The organism is Bradyrhizobium sp. ORS 111 (assembly GCF_045571485.1).
Classification (GTDB): domain Bacteria; phylum Pseudomonadota; class Alphaproteobacteria; order Rhizobiales; family Xanthobacteraceae; genus Bradyrhizobium.
Genome location: NZ_CP120701.1, coordinates 3,996,252 through 4,015,666 on the forward strand (window position 1 = coordinate 3,996,252; position 19,415 = coordinate 4,015,666).

The window sequence follows — 19,415 nt, forward strand, 5'->3', positions numbered from 1 at the left end:
GTCCCCTGTGATCGGGCCCCCGGGGCCCATCGTTTTCGTTGTGCAGGCTGTACCGGCGGCGCGTTTCCTGGTGTCTTCGCCGCGCGCAAAAATGGTTTCGTCGCCGAGCGGTTTTGTTTCATCCGCCACTGGCTCACGAAACATTCGGCTTGATCGATGCTGGGATGCCAGGGCTGGTTCACTGGCCGAGGCGAAATCAAGCGGATCGGGGGGGCCTTGGAACCGGGCATGCTTGCCGGGCAAGGCGGGGCGGGTTAGAGGGGACCATGACCCGCATCGCGATTTATCCCGGCTCCTTCGATCCCGTTACCAACGGCCACCTGGACGTGGTCCGGCAGGCCGTCAACTTGTGCGACCGCCTGATCGTCGCCATCGGCGTTCATCCGGGCAAGAAACCGCTGTTCTCGACCGACGAACGGTTGGCCATGGTGCATGAGGTATTTGGCCCGATCGCCCAAAAGGCGGGGTGCGTCTTTGAGAGCTCGACCTACGACAACCTCACGGTCGCGGCGGCGCGCGCGGCCGGGGCCACGTTGATGATTCGCGGCCTGCGCGACGGCACTGATCTCGACTACGAGATGCAGCTTGCGGGCATGAACGAGGCCATGGCGCCTGAGGTGCACACCGTGTTCGTTCCGGCATCGGTCGCGGTTCGCCCGATCACCGCCACACTGGTACGCCAGATCGCCCAGATGGGCGGCGACTTCTCTGCATTCGTGCCGTCATCGGTCGCCGCTAGCCTGAAGGCCAAATTCGCCGGCTGATGCCGGCGCCTGCCACATCCCGAACGTCCTGATCCGGAGTTTCCATGATCCGAATTCTTGCATTCGTTGCCGCGCTGTTCTGCGTCGTTCCCGCGATCGCGCAGCCGCTGCCCGCCGGCCTCGACAAGGCCAATGCGATCGTGATCGACACCACCAAGGGCCGCATCGTCATCAAGCTGCGCAGCGACATCGCGCCGAAGCATGCCGAGCGCATCAAGCAGCTCGCGCGCGAGGGCTTTTACAACAACGTGCCGTTCCACCGCGTGATGGATGGCTTCATGGCGCAGACCGGCGACGGGCAGAACTTCAACGGCACCGGCGGCTCGAAGTATCCGAACCTGAAGCAGGAGTTCTCCAACGTGCCGTTCAAGCGCGGCATCGTCGGCATGGCCCGGCGCGGCGACTCGGTCGACAGCGCCAATTCGCAGTTCTTCATCATGTATGCCGACGGCCCGAGCCTGAACGGCCAGTACACCGTAATCGGGGAGGTGGTGTCGGGCATGGATGTCGTCGACAAGCTGAAGAAGGCGCCGGCGGGCTCCGCCAGCGGCACCGTCACCGATCCCGACAAGATGGTGAAGGTGCAGGTCGCATCCGACATCAAGTGATCCCGATGGCGGCGCGCAGCAAGCCACTTCTCTGGTTTGCCGCGCCGCTCGTGTGGCTTGCGTTGGCCGGGCCAGCACCGGCCGAGCCCCAGCAACTCAACACGATCCGGGATGTTGTCCTGAGCATTCATCGGTGCTGGAGGCCGCCGCCGCTGGACAAGGCCAACCCGATCGACATTACCGTTATTGTGAGCTTCAACCGCGACGGTGCGATCCTCGGGCATCCCAGGATCTCCTACGAATCGGAACAGGCGACCGATAACGACCGGCTGCAATACCGGATCGCGGTGATGGAGGCGTTGCAACGCTGCACGCCGTTGCCATTTACGGAGAGCCTGGGCGGCGCGGTGGCGGGCCGCCCGTTCGCGATCCCGTTCAGAAACAAGAAATATCCACCCCGAAGCCAGGAGAAGCGAGCATGGCTGCTACCGAGAATACTCTGATCCTTGAAACCACCCAGGGACCCGTCACGATCGAGATGCGCCCCGACCTGGCGCCCAACCATGTCGCGCGGATCAAGGAACTGGTGCGCGAAGGTTTCTACGACGGCATCGTGTTCCACCGCGTGATCGACGGCTTCATGGCCCAGACCGGCTGTCCGCAGGGTACCGGGATGGGCGGGTCCGGCAAGAAGCTGAAGGCCGAATTCAACAAGGAGCCGCATGTCCGCGGCACCGCCTCGATGGCGCGCGCGGCCAATCCGGATTCCGGCGACAGCCAGTTCTTCATCTGCTTCGACGACGCATCCTTCCTCAACGGCCAGTACACGGTCTGGGGCAAGGTCACCGAGGGCATGGAGAACGTCGACAAGATCAAGCGCGGCGAGCCGGTGAAGGACCCAGACAAGATCGTCAAAGCGCGCATGGCCGCCGACGCGGCGTAACTGTGTCCCCTCATGGTGAGGAGCCTGCGAAGCAGGCGTTTCGAACCATGAGGCCACGATGCTACAACAAGCTGGCCTCATCCTTCGAGACGCGCTGTCGCGCTGCTCAGGATGAGGGTCAGCAGTGTGCAGGCTAAAATGCGCACCGATCTCTTCGACTTCGAACTTCCTCCTGAACGGATCGCGCTGAGGCCCGCGAGCCCGCGCGACTCCGCGCGGATGCTGGTGGTGCATCCCGATGGCGTGCTGCGCGATGCCACGATCGCGGATCTGCCGCACTGGCTGGAAGCGGGCGACCAGATCGTGGTCAACGATACCAAGGTGATCGCCGCCCAGCTCAAGGGCCGCCGCATCGGGCGCGAGACGGAGCCCAAGGTCGAGGCGACGCTGATCAAGCGGCTCGATGGCTCGCGCTGGCAGGCGCTGGTCAAGCCGGCAAAGAAGCTCGCGGTCGGCGATATCGTCCGCTTCGGCAACGAGGGCAAGGTGTGCCTGCTCGGCCATCTCGACGCCGAAGTCGAGGCCAAGGGGCAGGAGGGCGAGGTGACGCTGTCGTTCTCCTTCCACGGCCCCACGCTCGACCAGGCGATATCAGACGTCGGCGCCACACCGCTGCCGCCCTATATCGCATCGAAGCGCACGCCCGACGACAAGGACGTTGCCGATTACCAGACCATGTTCGCGGCGAATGAAGGCGCGGTGGCCGCGCCGACCGCGGGTTTGCATTTCACGCCGGCGCTGGAGGCGTCGCTACGCCAGCGCGGCGTCGAGCTGCACCGGCTGACGCTGCATGTCGGGGCAGGGACCTTCCTGCCGGTGAAGACCGAGGAGACGTCGGAGCACAGGATGCACGCCGAATGGGGCTGCATCACCGCAGCAACCGCATCCGCCCTGAATGCCGCACGCGCCAAGGGCGGACGGATTGTCGCGATCGGCACCACGTCGCTGCGACTGCTCGAGAGCGCCACGACCGCCGACGGCACCATCCTGCCGTTTTCGGCCGAGACCTCGATCTTCATCACGCCGGGCTATCGCTTCCGCGCGGTGGATATTCTCTTGACCAATTTTCATCTGCCGCGTTCGACGCTGTTCATGCTGGTGTCGGCCTTCTCCGGGCTCGATACAATGCAGGGTGCCTATGCGCATGCGATCAAGCACGGCTATCGCTTCTATTCATACGGCGACGCCTGCCTGCTGTTTCGCGCGCACGAGCCGCACGCTGATTTGTAGTGCGCAAAGCGCGAGCCTCGCGCCCTAAATCAAGCACGCCACGAAAAACCGGGAACGCTTGTGTACGCCCGTTTGCGGACTGAACGGTCGCACAATCCAGTGCGCCATCAATCCGTTGCGCAGTTGCCGACGTACCTAACTTGTCTGTCAGACTCTGATTCACTTGTCATTTGAAGCGCGGGATCATTTGGGAGCTCCGATCGTTTGGTTCGCTATTGCTGCAAACAAGCAAGGAGGAACATTGCCATGAACTGCAAGATCCTTAGCGGCCTCGCCGTTGCCGTGCTCGGAACGGCGCTTGGTCTTGCATCACCGGCCTTGGCCCAGCATGGCGGCGGTGGCGGTATGTCCGGCGGCGGCATGTCTGGTGGTGGCATGTCGGGCGGTGGGGGTGGCATGTCCGGTGGCGGAGGTGCCATGTCCGGCGGTGGAATGGGTGGCGGCCTGTCCCGTGGCGGCGGAGGCGGAGCCGGCGCCGGGATGACCTCCGGCGGCACGGCTGGCGGAATGCAGAGCCCGGCTGGTGGCACGCATGTCGGCACCGCGGCTGGACGGACGCAATTCGGCGGCGGCGGGCGCTTCGCCGGCGAGTCCTTTGCGCATCGAGGCTTCTCGCCCCGGTTCTCAAGGTTCGCTGATCGAGACGACTTTCACCGTCGGTTCTTCGATCATCGGTTCGATCACCGCTTCGCGGACCGCCGCTTCTTCGACCGTCGCTTCCATCGCTTCGCATTCGTCGGCGACGACGGCTGCTTGCGCAGGGTGTGGACGCCGCGTGGACCGCGGTTCGTCAACATCTGCGGCTAGCTAGCGCGAGGAATGACGTGCGGCGGGAGTGTAACGGCGTGCCCACCATCGAAGCGAAGTGGTGGGCACGCTCGCGCTTCGCCGACCCTACAACCTCACGCCGGCACGCGCTCCGGCAACAGCTCGGCGATCTGCACCGCGTTGAGCGCCGCACCCTTCAGGAGCTGATCGGCGGCGACGAACATCGAGATCGAGTGCCCGCTGGGGTCGCTGAGGTCCTTGCGGATGCGGCCGACCAGGACGTCATCCTGACCCGAGGCGTCGATCGGCATCGGGAAGTAGTTGCCGGCGCGGTCGTCGACGATCTTCACGCCCGGCGCCTGCGCCATGATCGCGCGCACCTGGTCCTCGGTGATCGGGTTTTCGCATTCGAAAGTGATCGCCTCGCAATGGGCGCGCAGCACCGGCACGCGTACGCAGGTGACGCCGATCGCGATCTTGTCGTCCTCGAAGATCTTGCGGGTCTCCTTGATGACCTTGGTCTCCTCGTCGTTGTAGCCTGTCTCCGGATCGATCGCGGTGTTGTGGTTGAACAGGTTGAATGCGTAGGGATGCGGCATCACCTTCGGCGTGTAGACCTGTCCGTTGAGATTGGCGCGCGTCGATTCGACGAGCTCCTCCATCGCGGCGGCGCCGGCACCGCTCGCGGCCTGGTAGGTCGAGATGATCACGCGCTTGATGCGGTTCTTCTGGTGAATTGGCCACAGCGGCACCAGCGCGGTGATCGCGGCGCAATTCGGGTTGGCGATGATTCCCTTGTGATCGCGGATGCGGTTCGCGTTGATCTCCGGAATCACCAGCGGCACGTTCGGATCCATGCGGAAGGCGGAGGAATTGTCGACCACGACGGCGCCGGACTTCACCGCAAGCGGCGCGAACTTCTTGGAGATGCCGCTGCCGGCCGAGAACAGCGCGATGTCGACGCCGTCGAAGGCGCGCTCGGTGAGCTCTTCGATCACGACCTGCTTGCCGCGGAAGTCGATGGTCTTGCCGGCCGAGCGGGCGCTGGCCAGGGCCTTCAGCTTGCCGACGCGGAAGCCGCGCTTGTCCATGGTGGCGATGAATTCGGCGCCGACTGCGCCGGTGACGCCGACAATCGCGACGACGGGATCGTTACTCACTTTGTCCTCCATTCGAGATGTGTTGCAGGCAATAAAAAAGCCCCGGACCTTCATCAGGCGGGGCTTCGGATTGAGATGATGCGGTTCGACCGACTACGCGCGCACGTCTCCCGAGGCCCCGGAGGGCTTGGTGGTTTTGGTCGTGCGTTTGGTCGCGGTGATCATGGGGCGGACTTATGCGGCAGAGATCGGCGGCCGTCAATGCTTTTGGGCGAAACCGTGGCGGCGACCGGCTCCAGCGTCATCGCTTACGTGCCGCCCCCGGCGGCTCGAGGATGACCTCTTTCAGATCGGCACCGCTGACCACGACGATCACGAAGTTGAGCCGGCCGCGCTCGCGCGTCAGGCCGCCGCTGATCGCCCGGCCCGACGTTGCGTGTTCGGCCACGCGCACGGCATCCGACAGGCGATGCCGAAGCCCCCGCAGCACGACGAGGTTGCTGCGATCTTCGTCGTCCAGCATCGCGAGCGGTAAGGCGGCCTCGCCGCCCGTCACTTCGCCGGTCGCAGCATTGATGGCGTGCTGCCAGACGCGGTCGCGCTGGACCGTCTTGACCCTGTAGACCGCGGGGTCAGCGCCGCCGTCGAAGCTGATATCCGCCGCGGTCGCGCCTGCATGCTGCGCCTCGGCGATCGCCACGGCTTGACGCAGCGAGATCTGGGCCGCCCGGAAGCTGTCGATCTCGCGGCGAACCGCCTGTGCGTCGAGCTGCGCGCTGTCGTCGTTCTGGAGTGGAGCCCCCCCTGCGGCATCCGTCGTGGCGATCGCGCGGGCCGGGGAGGCGACGAGCAGGGACAGCAGCGCAATCGCAAGCAGCCACGTCCCGAACATCCGGTGTCCCAGCTTGCGCAGTCGTCCTGTCGTCATCGTCGAACTCGTGCTTTTCGCGCTGACGCGCTTGCGCGTCGCGGCCGCCATGCGGATGGAGAAAGTGCGGCCGACCCGTTGCGTGAAGGTCGGCCGCTGAACGTCCAGCGGAGCGACGGCGTAGGCTCCGTTGCGGCGATCGTAGTTTGTCAGGCGACGCGAGACCCTTGGGGGGCTCGTTGCAGTGGGTTCGCATCTCTTTATAAATAAAACCATACGGTATCGTTTTGTTTTGGTCAAGCGCCGAATTGCTGCACTGCGTGAGGTAATCTGATGCGCGAGCCGGATACTTTGCGGAACTGTCAGCGTGCGGGCCGGCGGCGCTGGCTGGCCTTAGGCAAGATAGGAGCCCGTCCGGGCGGACCAAGGGCCCCGGCGAGAAACAACCGGATCGAGACCTCCATGCGCCTCTCGGCGGTTTCCAGGTCCATTGGGATCCCGAAGGTCGCCATCCGATGGGTGTGGCCCACCACCATGTTGAGGAACGTCTCGGCGGCGATCGTGGTGTCCTCGAGTTCGAGGGCGCCGCTCTCGACCAGATGGTCGAAGAACACCGCCGTCGTCGACACGGCCTTCGACCAGCCTTCATCGACTGCAAGTTTGGCAACCTCGGGAAAGTTGATCGCCTGCGCGGTCAGGATTCGGCTGAAGGCGATGGCATCGTCGCCGCAGTTGAGCTGCAGCAATTGGCGTCCGAGGCTGGTCAGCCGCTGCTCGACCGAGCCGTCCGAGGCGTCATTGACGTGCATCTCGGCGGCCGCCGCGGCGAGGGGGGCAAGCCAGCGCGCGATTTCGCGCCGGAGCACCGCAGCGAACAGGCCACGTTTGTCGCCGTACTGCGCATAGACCGTGGGCTTGCTGACCCGCGCGGCTTCCGCCACCGCGTCGATGGAGGTTGCGTCGAACCCGCGATCAAGGAAGAGCCGCGTGGCGACTTCGATCAGCCGCTGGTCGCGCTCGATCGCGGCGTCCCGTGTCGGCCGGCCGCCGCGCGATTTCGCAACATTGCGTTTCGTTGCCCTGACCTTGGTCGCGGTCAATCCCATTCCTGCTCATCTGGTTGCGTTTCGGACGGGTGTGTCCGGTCTATAACCCGTGACGGCCGGATTCGTCCATTCGCGCTGCTGCTTCGCGCCGGCCTGTCATGGAGGCGTTGACGTCCAGGCGTGGCCCGACGCGGCCTTCTGGTAGCCGTATTGATAGAGGGCGCGCATGTAAGCCGTGTCGAAACCCTGCGAAGCCGGCGACGGATAGTTGCGCTCGATGTAGGACAGATGGAAACCCAGCCGGTTGCGGCGGGCGAAGTCGTAGGTCGACAGGATCACGGACCGGGTTTGCGCCTGCGTGATTGCGGAGATGCTTCGCGAGGCGACGTCGATCGTCGAGTTGGATACCAGCTCAAAGCCCTGTTCGAGCTTCTTGTTGACGAGGTTGTAGATATTCAGGCGGCGGTTGGCGGGCCATTTTCCGTCCTGAAAGAGCAGGGCGTCCGGCAACGTCAGCACCGGCGCCGTCACGCCGCCATCGACATGCATCTCCTGGAAGCGCCGGCCCTGGCCCTCGGCGTCGATCATGATCGGCGGAAACACCAAGGGGATGCTGGCCGAGGCCGCCATGACATCGCGGAACAACTGCAGCGCCTCGGGAGTTCCGACGCTGGCGATCCGGCCCATGTCCCAGATCACCGAGCGCTGGGTGTCGAGGTCGGTGGTGACGATCAGGAGCTTCCGGCCCCTGGCGTTCTCCTGGGCCACTTCGCTCAGGACCTCCGGCCCGACGTAGCGGGCCACCAGCTCGCGCAGCCGGGTGTTGCCGAACAGGCCGGACCCGAACAGCACCCGCATCAGGCTTGGATCCTGGAGCAGGCTCTCGGCGATGCCGCTGGTGTAGACGTCCTTCAGCGTCTCGTCGTAGCGGGGCCCGAGGAAGGCAAAGGGGGCGATCAGGCCGCCGGTGCTGACGCCAGACACGACCGAGAAGGTCGGCCGGGTGCCCGCCGCCGTCCAGCCATTCAGGACGCCGACGCCGTAAGCGCCGTCCGCGCCGCCGCCGGACAGCGCCAGATATGTCGTGATCGGCGCGAGGGTTTCCTTGTCGAGGCGGAATTTCGCCGCCGGTTCGTCGGTGTAGCGCCGCAGCCCGTCGAGGTCGAGCACGCGCGCATCGGCGGCGTCGAAGGCAGTGTAAGGCGTTCGCGCCAGGGTGCCGCAGCCCGCCAGCGCGAGCGCAAGGCCACACAGCAGGATGACAGCACGGCGCGTCGTGCGCGCGGGAACTGCCATCAACGCGCGAGCGATGGACGCTGAGGGCTGGCCGGCTGAGTACATCGGTTGCCTGTCACTCTTTGAAGCACATCAGGCGCCGAGGGCATCTCATCGCCATACCGTCAACATAAAACGATACGGTTTCGTTTTGTTTAAAAGAAGGCATCGATGAGCAACCCGCGAGCGGTCGCACCGTCGGGCCGCCGCGAGCCGGGTTGATTGGACCTCGTCGGCACGCAATAAGCAGCCGCATGAGTCTTCCCAATCATTTCGAGCTTCTCGCAACCGACGGCGCGGCCCGCACCGGGCGCCTCACGACGCCTCACGGCGTTGTGCGGACGCCGGCCTTCATGCCGGTCGGTACCGCCGGCGCCATGAAGGGGATGCATTGGCGCGAGGTGCGCGAGGCCGGAGCCGACATCGTGCTCGGCAACACCTATCACCTGATGCTCCGGCCAGGCGCCGAGCGCATCGCGGTCCTTGGCGGTTTGCAGCGGTTTACCGGCTGGGGCGGTCCGATGTTGACGGATTCCGGCGGCTTCCAGGTCATGTCGCTGTCGGAGCTGCGCAAGGTGACCGAGAAGGCCGTCACGTTCCGCTCACATATCGACGGCACCAAGGTCGAGCTGTCGCCGGAACGCTCGATCGAGGTGCAGCGATTGCTCGGTTCCGACATTGCGATGCAAATGGACGAATGCGTCCGGCTGCCGGCCGAGCGCGCCGACATCGAGCGGGCGATGCAATTGTCGTTGCGCTGGGCCGAGCGCTCCAAGCGCGCCTTTGAAGCGGCGCCTGACGGCTACATGCTGTTCGGCATCGTGCAGGGCGGCGATGACCCGGCGCTGCGCCATGCCAGCGCGCGCGGACTGACCGAGGTCGGCTTTCACGGTTACGCGATCGGCGGACTGGCGGTCGGCGAGCCGCAGGATGTGATGCTGTCGATGATCGAGGAGACCGCGCCGGCCCTGCCGGCCGACCGGCCGCGCTATTTGATGGGCGTCGGCACGCCCGAGGACATCCTGGAAGCGGTGGCGCGCGGCGTCGACATGTTCGATTGCGTGATGCCGACGCGGAACGGACGCCATGGAATGGCGTTCACCCGGTTCGGCCAGATCAATCTGCGCAACGCCCGCCACATCGACGATCCCCGCCCGCTGGATGAGGAGAGCCCGTGGCCCGCGGCGCGAACCTGTTCGCGCGCCTATCTGCATCATCTGGTGCGCGCAGGCGAGACGCTGGGCGCGATGTTGTTGTCGGAGATCAACATCGCCTATTACCAGGAGCTGATGCGCGGTATTCGCGAGGCGATCGCCGGCGGCACGTTCGCGCAATTCAGAAACCAAACGCGCGCCGGATGGGCGCGCGGGGACATCACACCGAGGTAGCTTGGTCAGTTGCAGACGATCGGCTTCACCAGGTGTTTGGTCACGAACCCATAACCGCAGGTGTCGCAGGTCCAGAGATAGCTGATCAAATTCTCATGCAGGTAGGCGGACGCTTCCGCCGCGACCATGGAGTCGGCGCACACCGGGCAGGTCGGCAGATCGCTGCCGCGCGGATCTGGCTTAGACGCGACGGTCGACAGGATTTCAGCAAGCGCTGGCATCGTGACCTCCTTTGCGTTCTGAGCTTCGGTGACGAAAGTATATAGCCAGATTTGTTTGACCTTGTCGCAACACAAATGCGTTGGTTTTACGTTATTTGAATTGGTTCTGATTTTGCGATGCAACGAATTCCGGATGAACCGGTTTCTCCCTTGCGCGTCATCCCGCGCCGCATCTAATGACATGAAGATCGCATCTCTCCCGCGCACCTGGCCATAGGAGCCGCTTGATGGACGCATCGTCGACAACGCGTGCAGTGCAACCCGGACGCGGCCGCGTCTACGATTCCATCGTCGACGCGATCGGGGATACGCCGATTGTCCGCCTGCGCAGATTGCCGCAGGCCAGCGGCGTCAACGCGACGATCCTCGCCAAGCTGGAATACTTCAGTCCTGCCGCCAGCGTGAAGGACCGCATCGGCGCCGCGATGATCGTCGCAATGGAGCAGGCCGGCATCATCAATCCCGATACCGTGCTGATCGAGCCGACATCCGGCAACACCGGAATTGCGCTCGCCTATGTCGCGGCGTCGCGCGGGTACCGGCTCAAGCTGGTGATGCCGGAATCGATGTCGATCGAGCGGCGACGCATGCTGGCTTTCCTCGGCGCCGAGATCGTGCTCACGCCGGCGTCGCAGGGCATGAACGGGTCGATCGCGACCGCCGAAGAGCTGGTTCGCACGACGCCGAACGCGGTGATGCCGCAGCAATTCAAGAACCTCGCCAATCCCGAAATCCATCGTCGCACCACCGCCGAGGAGATCTGGAACGACACCGGCGGCGACATCGACTACTTCGTGGCCGGCGTCGGCACTGGCGGCACCATCACCGGGGTCGGGCAGGTGCTCAAGCCGCGCAAGCCCTCGCTGCGGATCGTCGCCGTGGAGCCTGAGGAAAGCCCGGTGCTGTCCGGCGGTCAGCACACGCCGCACAAGATCCAGGGCATCGGCGCCGGCTTCATCCCTGACATCCTCGACCGTTCGGTGATCGACGAGATCGTCAAGGTCAATAGTGCGACCGCGATCGAGACGTCGCGGGCGCTGGCGCGCAACGAGGGGATTCCCGGCGGCATTTCATCGGGCGCCGCGATTGCCGCAGCCTTGCAGGTCGGCAAGCGGCCGGAGGCGGCGGGCAAGACCATCCTGGCGATTGTGCCCTCGTTCTCGGAGCGCTATCTGTCGACCGTGCTGTTTGAAGGAATCTGAGACATGGCCGATCAACCGCGTCGACCGCGAACCCTGAACGACGCCCGCAGCGAGGCCGAGGCGGCGTTCAAGCGAGCCACCACTAAGGTCGCGGAAGCGCCGCCCAAGGCTGCGGCGATCCCCGGTGTCCGGGAGCAGGTCACCCTGCGGATCGATCAGGACGTGCTGGAATACTTCCAGGAGGGCGGCCCCGGCTGGCAGGACCGCATCAATGCGGCGCTACGCAAGGCCGCTGGGAAGTAACGCTCAACCGAGACATCGCCGAGGACGAAATCACGCCCTGGCGCGTGCGGCAACCGGCGTGCCGGGCTTCAGGTTCAAGAGATTGCCGGCCAGGATCATGGCCGCGCCGAGCACTGTGAAAGTATCGAGCCGCTCTGCGTAGAGCAGCCAGCCAAGGATCGCGGTCAGCGGCACGCGCAGGAAATCCATCGGGATCACGACCGTGGCGTCGGCATGCAGCAGTGCGCGAGCCATGCAGTAATGCGAGAAGGTGCCACCGAACGCGATCAGCGCGAGCCAGCCCCAGGTCTGGAGCGGCGGCCAGCTCCAGACATAGAGCGCGGGCCCGAGACTTGCGGCCGACTGCACCACGAGCATCCAGAAGATGATCGCCAGCGTCTGTTCGGTCCGCGTCAGCGACTTCACGATCGCGACCGAAACGCCGAAGCCGACCGCCGCCGCGAGCGCGATCAATTGTCCCGGATTGATCTCGCCGGCGGCCGGCCGCACGATCACGAACACGCCGACCAGGCCGAGCACGATCGCGCCGATCTTCATGGCCGTCATGCGCTCGCCGAGAAAGCTCGCCGCGAGGATCGCGGTCCAGATCGGCATGGTGAATTCGATGGCGACCACCTGGCCGATCGGGATCAAGGTCAGCGCATAGAACCAGCCGAGCTGCGCGCCGAAGTGGATCAGATTGCGTCCGATATGCACGTGGAGCCGCGCCGTCTTTACGATCGCGAAGCCGCCGTTCATCCGGATCAGCGGATAGAGCATCACAAAGCCGAGCACGCCGCGCACGCACATCAACTGAAAGACGTTCACCTCGCGCGTCGCCTCGCGGCCGGCGACTGCGACAATCAGCATCAGCGCAAGCCAGCCTGACATCCACAATGCGGCGCGGGTCTTCGAGGGAGTGCGGTCCATGGCTGCGAAGCGAGCGGAGAGGGACCGCCGGTATCGGCGAGATAGTCCGGATTTGCAACGCGCAATTCTGCCGATCCAGTGATGCGCCGTCCATGCGATCGGTGCTAAGCACTGGCTGGAATAATCAGGAGGATTTGCTCATGCGTGTCTTGCAACCGGCCGAATGGTCGAAACCCCGCGGCTTCTCGCACGGCGTCGCCTTCGACGGCCCGGGCAAATGGATCGTGCTGGCCGGCCAGACCGGAGGCGACGAGCGGGGCGACTATCAGCCCGATATGGCCGCCCAGGTCGGCACCGCGCTGAAGCGGATCGTCAAGCTCCTGAACGAAGCGGGTGCGGGACCCGAGCATATCGTCCGTCTGACCTGGTACCTGACCAGCCGCAGCGAATACGAGGCCGCAGGCCCGGGTATCGGCGCAGCGTGGAAGGAGACCCTCGGGCGCAATTTCCCGCCCTCGACACTGCTCTATATCGACGGGCTAGTCGATCAGCGCGCCAAGGTCGAGATCGAAGTCACCGCATTCGTGCCTGTCGCACAGGATCTGTCATCATGAACAATCTCAGGAAGGCACCGGACTTTCTCACCGGCTTTGCGACCGGCTGGCCGGAGCAGCAGCCCGACATTATGGTGATCTCGATGACGACCGATAAGGGCGTGCACGACTTCGCGGTGAACAAGGAGCAGGCGCTGCTAATCGCCCGCACCATCCAGCAGACCGCCGAGAAGCTCGCCACGCCGCCCAAGGCGTAGCGTTCGTTGGACGCAGCAAAAAGCCCTCGGGGACGACCCCGAGGGCTTCTTCATCGTCGTATCCTTTACCGCACCAATGCGATCGTGGCGCCGCGGAACTGGCTGTCGGCCCGGATCGAAACCGACTGGCGGTTGCCGGTTGTGCGCATCGAGATGTCGGCATTGAAGCCGGGCGCACTGGCAACGACCTGGAAGTTTCCACCGCCGCCGCGACCTCGCAGGTCGCCGCTGACATTGCGGCTGGACTCGCTCCAGGAGCCGGTGACCGCGCTGCCCTCGGCCTGCACGTCAGCCGCCAGATTGAACTTGTAGGCATCGCTGGCGCAGATCAGGCTCATGGCCATGCGCGGGCCGGTGACGCGATAGGTTGCGCGGCAGCGAATACGCTCGCTGGAGCCATCGTCCAGTGTGACCGAGCCGCTACCGGACCAGGTGCCGGCCATGCCGGCGAACGGGCCGGACTGCGCATGTCCAGCCGTGCTTGCTATGGCCGTCACGAAAAACGCGGCGGCTGCAAAAGCAGGCCGCCGCGCCTTGGCAAGAAATCCTGCTGCGTTGCTGATCTTACTGACGGGACGCTTCCCATCGACCGCTGCACGGTACGCCAGCTGATGCCCCATTCCACTTCCCCGATCCGGAGTTGCCACTGAGTTGACCGTTCGCATATGCACCATTGATCGAGACGCGCACAAGTCCCCCGCTGCCGACAGTTCCGGAGATCGCCGCACCCTGGGCCGAAATCCTTCCGTTGGTCACGGTCACGGTCGAGCTGGTCGACGGTTCGCAGCTACCAGTTTTGGTCACGACAGTGACCTGCCAAAGGCCGTCATAGGGCTGCTGGGCAGAAACGGGAGCCGCTGCGACAATGACTGCGGACGCGGCGATGGACGCAACAAGCAGGTCCCGAATGCGGGTCGAACGCATGAATCAAATCCCTGTCATTTGATGAGATAGCGCGGCTTATCCGGGGACAATGTGACGAAAATTTGCTGCGACGCAAGCAAGCAAGAAAGTTCCTGTGGACTCAAACACATCATAGTGAATTACGACGGTGAATCCGCGCCCGGCAGCCGCAGCCCTCGCTCCAGCGCCCTCGGCGGTATTTGGGCACCTAGTGTTTGCTCCCAGGCAGGCTCGGCGCCTTGGTGGCAAACTGTTCGTCCTGCGGCTTGGCCGGCAGCTCCTTGTAGGTCTTGGCGTAATCGATGACTTCGCCGAGCAGCTTGAGGCCGAGCGGCGCCAGCGCGCGCTCCCACAGCTCACGCGCGGTCTCGCCTTTCTTGACGAACACCCAGTCCTGGGCCGCGATCGCGCCGGCATCCATGCGGTCGGCCAGATGATAGATGCTGCCGCCGGCAATCGGATCGCCTTCCTTGATGGTCCATTCCACGGCGGCGATGCCGCGATGCCGGGGCAGCAGCGACGGGTGGTATCCGATGCCGCCGAGCCTGGCGACCGCCAATGCCTCCCTGCTCACGCGGGCGTGGCTGTGGGCCGTCACGATCAGGTCGGTGCCCGGCGCGATTTCGGACGCGGTGACGAGCTTGGGGTCTGCCTGCACCACGACATCGATGCCGGCTGCCCTGGCCGCCGCGGCCAATCGGTCCTCGCCGTCATGGACGACGACCCTGACGATCGTGACGGCGTGTTCACGCAGCATGTTCAGGGTCGCCACGCCAAAATGGCGGGAGCCGACGAGGGTAATGCGCATGGGACCAATTCCGTGGGTTCACTCGGACCGCTATGCCGATAGCACAGCACGGCTGGCCTTTTCGATTTCCTGCCGGTTATCAACAGGGCGGTGGGCAAGCAATTTCAGGCCTTGCGCGACCGGCTCGCCACGACCTTGTCGATACGCCGGCCGTCGAGGTCGACGATCTCGAACTCCCAGCCCTGCGCGGTGACCTTGGCGCCGACCTCGGGGATCGCTCCGAAAGCGTGCAGCAGGAAGCCTGCCGCGGTCTGGTAGGGGCGCGGCGAGGGCAGTGCGATGCCGAGCAGTTCGGCGAATTCCAGCGCGGCCATCCAGCCCGAAATCAGGTAGGAGCCGTCGTCACGCCTGACATAAGCAGGTTCGGCCGGGCCCTCCTCGGTGTGGAAGGCGCCGACGATGGCCTCGAGGATGTCAAAGCTGGTGACGACGCCCTGGAAGGTGCCGTACTCGTCGTGGACGAGGCCGATATGAACGGCGGAGTCGCGCAGGATCGCGACCACGTCGCGGGCATCGACGGTCTCGGGGATGATCGGTGCATCGCGCGTCAGCGCCCGGATGTCGGGGGCGCGGCCGTCGAGATAGACGTCGAGCACCTCCTTGGCCTGCACGATTCCGAGCGCATGGTCGCGATTGCCGTCGAACACCACGCATCGTGAGTGCGTGCTGATCTGCAGCGCCGCAAGGATTTCGGACTCCGGGTCGGACAGGTCGATCAGGCTGACCTCGTGGCGCGGCGTCATCACGGCGCCGACCGGAAGATCACCCAGGCGCATGACGCCTGCGATCATCTCCTTCTCGCCTGGCTCCAGCACGCCGGCATTCTCGGCCTCCACCACCAGCGTCTTGATCTCGTCCTCGCTGACCCGGTCCTGCGGGTCCTCGCGATGGCCGAGAATCCACAACAGGGCCTTGCCGGAGCGGTCGAGCAGCCACACCAGCGGCAGCGATAGTTTCGCCATCAGCGTCATCGCCGGGGCGACCTTCACCGCAATCGCCTCGGGATCGCGCAGCGCGATTTGTTTCGGCACCAGCTCGCCGACGATCAGCGAGGCATAGGTAATCACACTTACGACGAGGCCGACGCCGACCGTATCGGCGATGCCCGGTGACAGCCCCAGATCGAGCAGCCATTGCGTGAGACGCTGGCCGAGCGTCGCGCCCGAAAATGCGCCTGACAGCACGCCGATCAACGTGATGCCGATCTGCACGGTGGAGAGGAATTTTCCGGGATCGGAGGCCAAAGCGAGCGCGAGACGCGATCCGCCGACGCCTTTTTCGACCAACGCCGCAAGCCGCGCGGGGCGCGAGGACACGATGGCGAGTTCCGACATCGACAGAAGGCCGTTGACGATGATCAACGCCATCACGATCGCAAGTTCCAGATAGAGCACGGGTGTCCCTGAGAATCGGCGGCGCTGGCCGCGGCACTACATACAATATAGGCATGCTAGCGCGGGTCTGCCGCGGCATGGCGGGACCGCTGTCGACAAAGCCGCCGGCGCGCATGACCCGCATGCGCGGGAGATCGCGACATTTTGGCGATTGCGCGCCACGCGATCCGGGGATGAAGACCCGAGCGGCTAGCTCCAGGCCAGCAGCCGCAACTGCGGCATCGCGAACGTCTTCCCGGGCGGGGCGTGCGGCTCCGGCCGCCGCTCGGACGCGACCCGCAGATGCCTGCGCAAGTCCGCGCTGCATTGTTTCATCTGGTTGCGCAGCTCGCGGCGGGAGAAAGCGGTGAGGGAGGGGTCTCCGAGCTGCATCCAGGCACTGCGCAGCCATTCTTGCAGGGCGCGAATATTCTGATCTAAGGCTTCGGGCTCGGTCATGCCGCCGACCTCAAGGAGTGATCAGTCCTGAAGTAACGCTGATTCGCGCCGTTTCACCTAGCGAGATTGTAGTGCGGCGTGTTTGCGACGTGCGGATGCGGTCAGGCGGACAATATCGACGGCCGCGCTGCATCAGCCGGCCTTGCCGGGAGGCGTGCGCAGCAGGTCCAGCGCAACCGGAAGCGCGATGAAGAGGGCAGCGCCCATCGACAGGTGGCGAATCTGTGCGCCGGGCAGGCCGAAGCCGTGGGCGATACAGGCGAGCATGATCGCTGCGTATGCCGCAACGCAGACTGCGACCATGATGGTCGCGGCATCGAACTTGCTGTCCATGGCGGCACCGAGTTGTTACGGATGGTGTGGCGTAGCCGACGGACCGCCGACTGCGAGATGGCTCACGGGTGATGCGGTTGTTGTCCGGAGTGTTTACTCCGCGCAGCAGCACGTGCGCAGAACGTGACGGGAGCCGAGCGGTCCGCTGCCCAGGGCCACCAGCAATCTCACCGACGGTCGATCGGCTCGGGACTATTTCCGGATAGGTAGCTTGATCGGGACGTGCGGCGAGGTGCTCACCACGCGCGGACTTCCGTCGGAATAGGTTTGGCTCTGGAGCAGTGTCTCAAGCAGCAAAATGAATTTTTCGGCAAGCATGGGCGTAGCCCCGAAGGTTATTTCCTTTGGTCGCGGCACCAGCGTGAAAAATTCGATCAACTAAATGCGAAGCGAGCCGCTCGCGATGCTGCGGCGCGGAGGCCTCGATGTGCAATCCGGGAGACTCCCGGCCATGCCAAATCGGCGTCGCCACGTGCGGCTGGCCGCCGCGACCTCATCCGCCTTGCGATGCGTGGCAGGTCTAATTTGCGATCTAGTTTGCGCTTGGCTCCGACATCAATGCCTTCCCCGACTGTGTGGGGCAGGCAACTGAGCCAGCGCTTTGCGTTAATCCTTCAAAGCGCCAAAGCGTAATCGGCGCCGTGACTCCGCAATGTTCGCAGCGTAATGGATCGCCGCCGACCAAATACCGACCACGTCGGAACGCCTCGGACGAGGCTATTGCCTTGCAATGCGGGCAAGCCAGCGACAGCTTGCTCGTCTTCCACCGATGAATCAGTTGAAACACCGCACCCCTCAGCGTTTCAGATGGCCAACACTATGACTGATTAGCAATATTTGGGCTCCCGTGGAAGTAGCGTGAGATCGTATTTTGGTTCCATTTCGTGTGGCGCGAGGTCGTCTGGTCGAATGGGATGGCGGGCCGCGCCGGAATGGTTAGGAATTGCTAAACATTGGCCTTGCGCCGGCTCGTCATATCATCGATCGAGGCTAGGGGAGTTGTAGTGGCACTCCACCACAGCTATGGGCGGGTGGCCCGGAGAGTGGTCAGACCGAATCGCATGTTCGAACCGTTCCGTGTTGCCGGGCCAACACACCCTCACATGCCGCCGTTGACATCCGTTCCGCCGCGCCAAACTCGCGCTGCCCGGCCCCGACCAGCACCGCCATAATACCGGTATCCCCCGTATCGGCGGTCCGGGCAGACTGCTATGCATGCGCCATCCGCGGACAGAAGCTCCGCATTATACGACCATGCAGCCGCAAGGCAGCCCAAGCGACGGAAGGACGAATGCGATGATTGAGACGGTTGGCATTATCGGGGCCGGGACCATGGGCAACGGCATTGCCCAAGTCTGCGCAGCGGCGGGGCTTGGCGTCACGATGGTCGACATCTCCGACGCTGCCGTGCAGCGCGGGCTCAAGACGGTGGGCTCGAGCCTCGATCGCCTGGTCAGCAAGGAGAAGATGACCGCGGCGGATCGCGATGCGACGCTCGCACGCATCAACGCGACCACGGACAAAGCGAAGCTCGCCGCGTGCGATCTCGTCATCGAGGCCGCCACCGAAAACGAGGACCTGAAGATCAAGATCCTGAAGGATCTTTGCGCGGCGCTGAAGCCGAGCGCGCTGGTTGCAACCAACACCTCGTCGATCTCGATCACCCGACTTGCGGCCGCGACCGATCGTCCCGACCGTTTCATCGGGATGCATTTCTTCAATCCCGTTCCGGTGATGGCGCTGCTCGAACTGATCCGCGGATTGCAGACCTCCGCCGACACCGTCGCCAAGGCGGAAGCCTTCGCCAAGCGCGTCGGCAAGGTTGCGATTACTGCGAAGAACAGCCCGGGCTTTGCCGTCAACCGCATCCTGTGCCCGATGATCAACGAGGCGATCTTCGCGCTGCAGGAAGGCATTGCGACCGCCGAGGAAATCGATGCCGGCATGAAGCTCGGCTGCAACCACCCGATCGGGCCGCTAGCGCTCGCCGACTTGATCGGGCTCGACACCATGTTGTCGGTGATGGAGGTGTTCTACACCGGCTTCAACGATCCCAAGTATCGGCCGGCGCCGCTCTTGAAGGAGATGGTCGACGCCGGTCATCTCGGCCGCAAGACCGGGCAGGGGTTCTACAGCTACAGCAAGTGACGGCCCGTTCGAGCCGCGTCGCGAAATACCGTAGTCATCCGGAATGGATGGCGTGGCGAAGCTGACGTAACACGCGGCTCATTAGACATCTGATCCGCCACCTGAGGCGGGGGACATAAGATACGAGGCCCGGTC

At 64.4% G+C, this 19,415-nt stretch carries 24 protein-coding genes; 12 read left to right on the forward strand and 12 right to left on the reverse strand.

Annotated features, from left to right (window positions below):
• The first annotated feature begins 266 nt into the window (after positions 1–266).
• From coaD to P6U30_RS18670, 6 genes are all read left to right on the forward strand, one after another.
• Positions 267–764, forward strand: a complete 498-nt coding sequence (gene coaD / locus P6U30_RS18645) for a pantetheine-phosphate adenylyltransferase (RefSeq protein WP_407170321.1) — start codon at positions 267–269, stop codon at positions 762–764.
• A 44-nt stretch (positions 765–808) separates the two neighbouring features.
• A complete protein-coding gene (locus P6U30_RS18650; RefSeq protein ID WP_407170322.1) occupies positions 809–1,372 on the forward strand; it encodes a peptidylprolyl isomerase in 564 nt (187 codons plus the stop codon).
• A gap of 5 nt (positions 1,373–1,377) precedes the next feature.
• Positions 1,378–1,815, forward strand: a complete 438-nt coding sequence (locus tag P6U30_RS18655; RefSeq protein WP_407146083.1) for a hypothetical protein — start codon at positions 1,378–1,380, stop codon at positions 1,813–1,815.
• On the forward strand, positions 1,791–2,255 hold the full coding sequence (locus P6U30_RS18660) for a peptidylprolyl isomerase (RefSeq protein WP_280977922.1): 465 nt from the start codon (positions 1,791–1,793) through the stop codon (positions 2,253–2,255). The genes P6U30_RS18655 and P6U30_RS18660 overlap by 25 nt, the downstream gene beginning before the upstream one ends.
• Before the next feature lie 138 nt (positions 2,256–2,393).
• Positions 2,394–3,485, forward strand: a complete 1,092-nt coding sequence (gene queA, locus P6U30_RS18665; protein WP_407170323.1) for a tRNA preQ1(34) S-adenosylmethionine ribosyltransferase-isomerase QueA — start codon at positions 2,394–2,396, stop codon at positions 3,483–3,485.
• A gap of 246 nt (positions 3,486–3,731) precedes the next feature.
• Positions 3,732–4,292, forward strand: coding sequence for a hypothetical protein (locus tag P6U30_RS18670; protein ID WP_407170324.1), 561 nt, complete (start codon positions 3,732–3,734; stop codon positions 4,290–4,292).
• 95 nt (positions 4,293–4,387) lie between these two features.
• On the opposite strand, the gene P6U30_RS18675 is transcribed toward P6U30_RS18670, so the two are convergent.
• The 4 genes from P6U30_RS18675 to P6U30_RS18690 form a co-directional block, all read right to left on the reverse strand.
• Positions 4,388–5,425 (reverse strand): aspartate-semialdehyde dehydrogenase, encoded by a 1,038-nt coding sequence (locus P6U30_RS18675; protein ID WP_407170325.1) that lies wholly within the window; start codon positions 5,423–5,425, stop codon positions 4,388–4,390.
• 229 nt (positions 5,426–5,654) lie between these two features.
• Positions 5,655–6,281, reverse strand: a complete 627-nt coding sequence (locus P6U30_RS18680; RefSeq protein WP_407170326.1) for a PepSY domain-containing protein — start codon at positions 6,279–6,281, stop codon at positions 5,655–5,657.
• 302 nt (positions 6,282–6,583) lie between these two features.
• On the reverse strand, positions 6,584–7,327 hold the full coding sequence (locus P6U30_RS18685; RefSeq protein WP_407170327.1) for a TetR/AcrR family transcriptional regulator: 744 nt from the start codon (positions 7,325–7,327) through the stop codon (positions 6,584–6,586).
• 96 nt (positions 7,328–7,423) lie between these two features.
• A complete protein-coding gene (locus tag P6U30_RS18690; protein WP_407170328.1) occupies positions 7,424–8,563 on the reverse strand; it encodes a patatin-like phospholipase family protein in 1,140 nt (379 codons plus the stop codon).
• A 233-nt stretch (positions 8,564–8,796) separates the two neighbouring features.
• Here P6U30_RS18690 and tgt point away from each other — a divergent pair, with 233 nt between their 5' ends.
• On the forward strand, positions 8,797–9,930 hold the full coding sequence (gene tgt, locus P6U30_RS18695; RefSeq protein ID WP_407170329.1) for a tRNA guanosine(34) transglycosylase Tgt: 1,134 nt from the start codon (positions 8,797–8,799) through the stop codon (positions 9,928–9,930).
• Between the two features lie 5 nt (positions 9,931–9,935).
• Here the strand turns inward: tgt and P6U30_RS18700 are convergent, their stop codons facing one another.
• Positions 9,936–10,151 carry a hypothetical protein gene (locus P6U30_RS18700; RefSeq protein ID WP_407152551.1) on the reverse strand — a complete coding sequence of 72 codons (216 nt, stop codon included), beginning with the start codon at positions 10,149–10,151 and terminating at the stop codon, positions 9,936–9,938.
• A gap of 227 nt (positions 10,152–10,378) precedes the next feature.
• Between P6U30_RS18700 and cysK the strand changes: the two genes are divergently transcribed.
• Together cysK and P6U30_RS18710 are read left to right on the forward strand one after the other, a co-directional pair.
• A complete protein-coding gene (gene cysK / locus P6U30_RS18705; protein ID WP_407170330.1) occupies positions 10,379–11,353 on the forward strand; it encodes a cysteine synthase A in 975 nt (324 codons plus the stop codon).
• Between the two features lie 3 nt (positions 11,354–11,356).
• A complete protein-coding gene (locus P6U30_RS18710) occupies positions 11,357–11,596 on the forward strand; it encodes a BrnA antitoxin family protein (protein WP_407146091.1) in 240 nt (79 codons plus the stop codon).
• Between the two features lie 30 nt (positions 11,597–11,626).
• Here P6U30_RS18710 and P6U30_RS18715 read toward each other — a convergent pair whose 3' ends face one another.
• Positions 11,627–12,505, reverse strand: coding sequence for a DMT family transporter (locus P6U30_RS18715; RefSeq protein WP_407170331.1), 879 nt, complete (start codon positions 12,503–12,505; stop codon positions 11,627–11,629).
• Between the two features lie 140 nt (positions 12,506–12,645).
• Between P6U30_RS18715 and P6U30_RS18720 the strand changes: the two genes are divergently transcribed.
• Both P6U30_RS18720 and P6U30_RS18725 read left to right on the forward strand, forming a co-directional pair.
• Complete coding sequence (locus tag P6U30_RS18720; RefSeq protein WP_407170332.1) at positions 12,646–13,059, forward strand: RidA family protein; 414 nt, start codon at positions 12,646–12,648, stop codon at positions 13,057–13,059.
• The gene (locus tag P6U30_RS18725) at positions 13,056–13,256 is read left to right on the forward strand and encodes a hypothetical protein (RefSeq protein WP_407146094.1); all 201 of its coding nucleotides are present in this window, start codon (positions 13,056–13,058) and stop codon (positions 13,254–13,256) included. The genes P6U30_RS18720 and P6U30_RS18725 overlap by 4 nt, the downstream gene beginning before the upstream one ends.
• A gap of 65 nt (positions 13,257–13,321) precedes the next feature.
• Here the strand turns inward: P6U30_RS18725 and P6U30_RS18730 are convergent, their stop codons facing one another.
• The 6 genes from P6U30_RS18730 to P6U30_RS18755 all read right to left on the reverse strand — a co-directional run bounded on the left by P6U30_RS18730 (position 13,322) and on the right by P6U30_RS18755 (position 17,132).
• Positions 13,322–13,876 carry a hypothetical protein gene (locus P6U30_RS18730; RefSeq protein WP_407170333.1) on the reverse strand — a complete coding sequence of 185 codons (555 nt, stop codon included), beginning with the start codon at positions 13,874–13,876 and terminating at the stop codon, positions 13,322–13,324.
• Positions 13,821–14,180, reverse strand: coding sequence for a hypothetical protein (locus tag P6U30_RS18735; RefSeq protein WP_407170334.1), 360 nt, complete (start codon positions 14,178–14,180; stop codon positions 13,821–13,823). Before P6U30_RS18735 ends, P6U30_RS18730 begins: the two co-directional genes overlap by 56 nt.
• Positions 14,181–14,367: 187 nt before the next feature.
• The gene (locus tag P6U30_RS18740) at positions 14,368–14,967 is read right to left on the reverse strand and encodes a formyltransferase family protein (RefSeq protein WP_407170335.1); all 600 of its coding nucleotides are present in this window, start codon (positions 14,965–14,967) and stop codon (positions 14,368–14,370) included.
• Positions 14,968–15,071: 104 nt separating this feature from the next.
• On the reverse strand, positions 15,072–16,361 hold the full coding sequence (locus P6U30_RS18745) for a hemolysin family protein (RefSeq protein ID WP_407170336.1): 1,290 nt from the start codon (positions 16,359–16,361) through the stop codon (positions 15,072–15,074).
• Between the two features lie 189 nt (positions 16,362–16,550).
• Positions 16,551–16,799: a hypothetical protein gene (locus P6U30_RS18750; protein ID WP_407170337.1), complete on the reverse strand. Its 249-nt coding sequence runs from the start codon at positions 16,797–16,799 to the stop codon at positions 16,551–16,553.
• 132 nt (positions 16,800–16,931) lie between these two features.
• The gene (locus P6U30_RS18755) at positions 16,932–17,132 is read right to left on the reverse strand and encodes a hypothetical protein (RefSeq protein WP_407170338.1); all 201 of its coding nucleotides are present in this window, start codon (positions 17,130–17,132) and stop codon (positions 16,932–16,934) included.
• Between the two features lie 1,296 nt (positions 17,133–18,428).
• Between P6U30_RS18755 and P6U30_RS18760 the strand changes: the two genes are divergently transcribed.
• Positions 18,429–19,280: a 3-hydroxybutyryl-CoA dehydrogenase gene (locus P6U30_RS18760; RefSeq protein ID WP_407164366.1), complete on the forward strand. Its 852-nt coding sequence runs from the start codon at positions 18,429–18,431 to the stop codon at positions 19,278–19,280.
• Positions 19,281–19,415: the final 135 nt, after the last annotated feature.

What these genes read in the sequence shown, in the direction of transcription:
- P6U30_RS18715 (WP_407170331.1), bottom strand. Translation starts at nt 12,505, where the DNA reads ATGGACCGCACTCCCTCGAAGACCCGCGCCGCATTGTGGATGTCAGGC.
- coaD (WP_407170321.1), top strand. Translation starts at nt 267, where the DNA reads ATGACCCGCATCGCGATTTATCCCGGCTCCTTCGATCCCGTTACCAAC.
- tgt (WP_407170329.1), top strand. Translation starts at nt 8,797, where the DNA reads ATGAGTCTTCCCAATCATTTCGAGCTTCTCGCAACCGACGGCGCGGCC.
- P6U30_RS18655 (WP_407146083.1), top strand. Translation starts at nt 1,378, where the DNA reads ATGGCGGCGCGCAGCAAGCCACTTCTCTGGTTTGCCGCGCCGCTCGTG.
- P6U30_RS18720 (WP_407170332.1), top strand. Translation starts at nt 12,646, where the DNA reads ATGCGTGTCTTGCAACCGGCCGAATGGTCGAAACCCCGCGGCTTCTCG.
- P6U30_RS18685 (WP_407170327.1), bottom strand. Translation starts at nt 7,327, where the DNA reads ATGGGATTGACCGCGACCAAGGTCAGGGCAACGAAACGCAATGTTGCG.
- P6U30_RS18650 (WP_407170322.1), top strand. Translation starts at nt 809, where the DNA reads ATGATCCGAATTCTTGCATTCGTTGCCGCGCTGTTCTGCGTCGTTCCC.
- P6U30_RS18725 (WP_407146094.1), top strand. Translation starts at nt 13,056, where the DNA reads ATGAACAATCTCAGGAAGGCACCGGACTTTCTCACCGGCTTTGCGACC.
- P6U30_RS18700 (WP_407152551.1), bottom strand. Translation starts at nt 10,151, where the DNA reads ATGCCAGCGCTTGCTGAAATCCTGTCGACCGTCGCGTCTAAGCCAGAT.
- P6U30_RS18670 (WP_407170324.1), top strand. Translation starts at nt 3,732, where the DNA reads ATGAACTGCAAGATCCTTAGCGGCCTCGCCGTTGCCGTGCTCGGAACG.
- P6U30_RS18735 (WP_407170334.1), bottom strand. Translation starts at nt 14,180, where the DNA reads ATGCGTTCGACCCGCATTCGGGACCTGCTTGTTGCGTCCATCGCCGCG.
- queA (WP_407170323.1), top strand. Translation starts at nt 2,394, where the DNA reads ATGCGCACCGATCTCTTCGACTTCGAACTTCCTCCTGAACGGATCGCG.
- P6U30_RS18710 (WP_407146091.1), top strand. Translation starts at nt 11,357, where the DNA reads ATGGCCGATCAACCGCGTCGACCGCGAACCCTGAACGACGCCCGCAGC.
- P6U30_RS18690 (WP_407170328.1), bottom strand. Translation starts at nt 8,563, where the DNA reads ATGGCAGTTCCCGCGCGCACGACGCGCCGTGCTGTCATCCTGCTGTGT.
- P6U30_RS18660 (WP_280977922.1), top strand. Translation starts at nt 1,791, where the DNA reads ATGGCTGCTACCGAGAATACTCTGATCCTTGAAACCACCCAGGGACCC.
- P6U30_RS18675 (WP_407170325.1), bottom strand. Translation starts at nt 5,425, where the DNA reads ATGGAGGACAAAGTGAGTAACGATCCCGTCGTCGCGATTGTCGGCGTC.
- P6U30_RS18730 (WP_407170333.1), bottom strand. Translation starts at nt 13,876, where the DNA reads ATGGGGCATCAGCTGGCGTACCGTGCAGCGGTCGATGGGAAGCGTCCC.
- P6U30_RS18740 (WP_407170335.1), bottom strand. Translation starts at nt 14,967, where the DNA reads ATGCGCATTACCCTCGTCGGCTCCCGCCATTTTGGCGTGGCGACCCTG.
- P6U30_RS18750 (WP_407170337.1), bottom strand. Translation starts at nt 16,799, where the DNA reads ATGACCGAGCCCGAAGCCTTAGATCAGAATATTCGCGCCCTGCAAGAA.
- cysK (WP_407170330.1), top strand. Translation starts at nt 10,379, where the DNA reads ATGGACGCATCGTCGACAACGCGTGCAGTGCAACCCGGACGCGGCCGC.
- P6U30_RS18680 (WP_407170326.1), bottom strand. Translation starts at nt 6,281, where the DNA reads ATGACGACAGGACGACTGCGCAAGCTGGGACACCGGATGTTCGGGACG.
- P6U30_RS18755 (WP_407170338.1), bottom strand. Translation starts at nt 17,132, where the DNA reads ATGGACAGCAAGTTCGATGCCGCGACCATCATGGTCGCAGTCTGCGTT.
- P6U30_RS18760 (WP_407164366.1), top strand. Translation starts at nt 18,429, where the DNA reads ATGATTGAGACGGTTGGCATTATCGGGGCCGGGACCATGGGCAACGGC.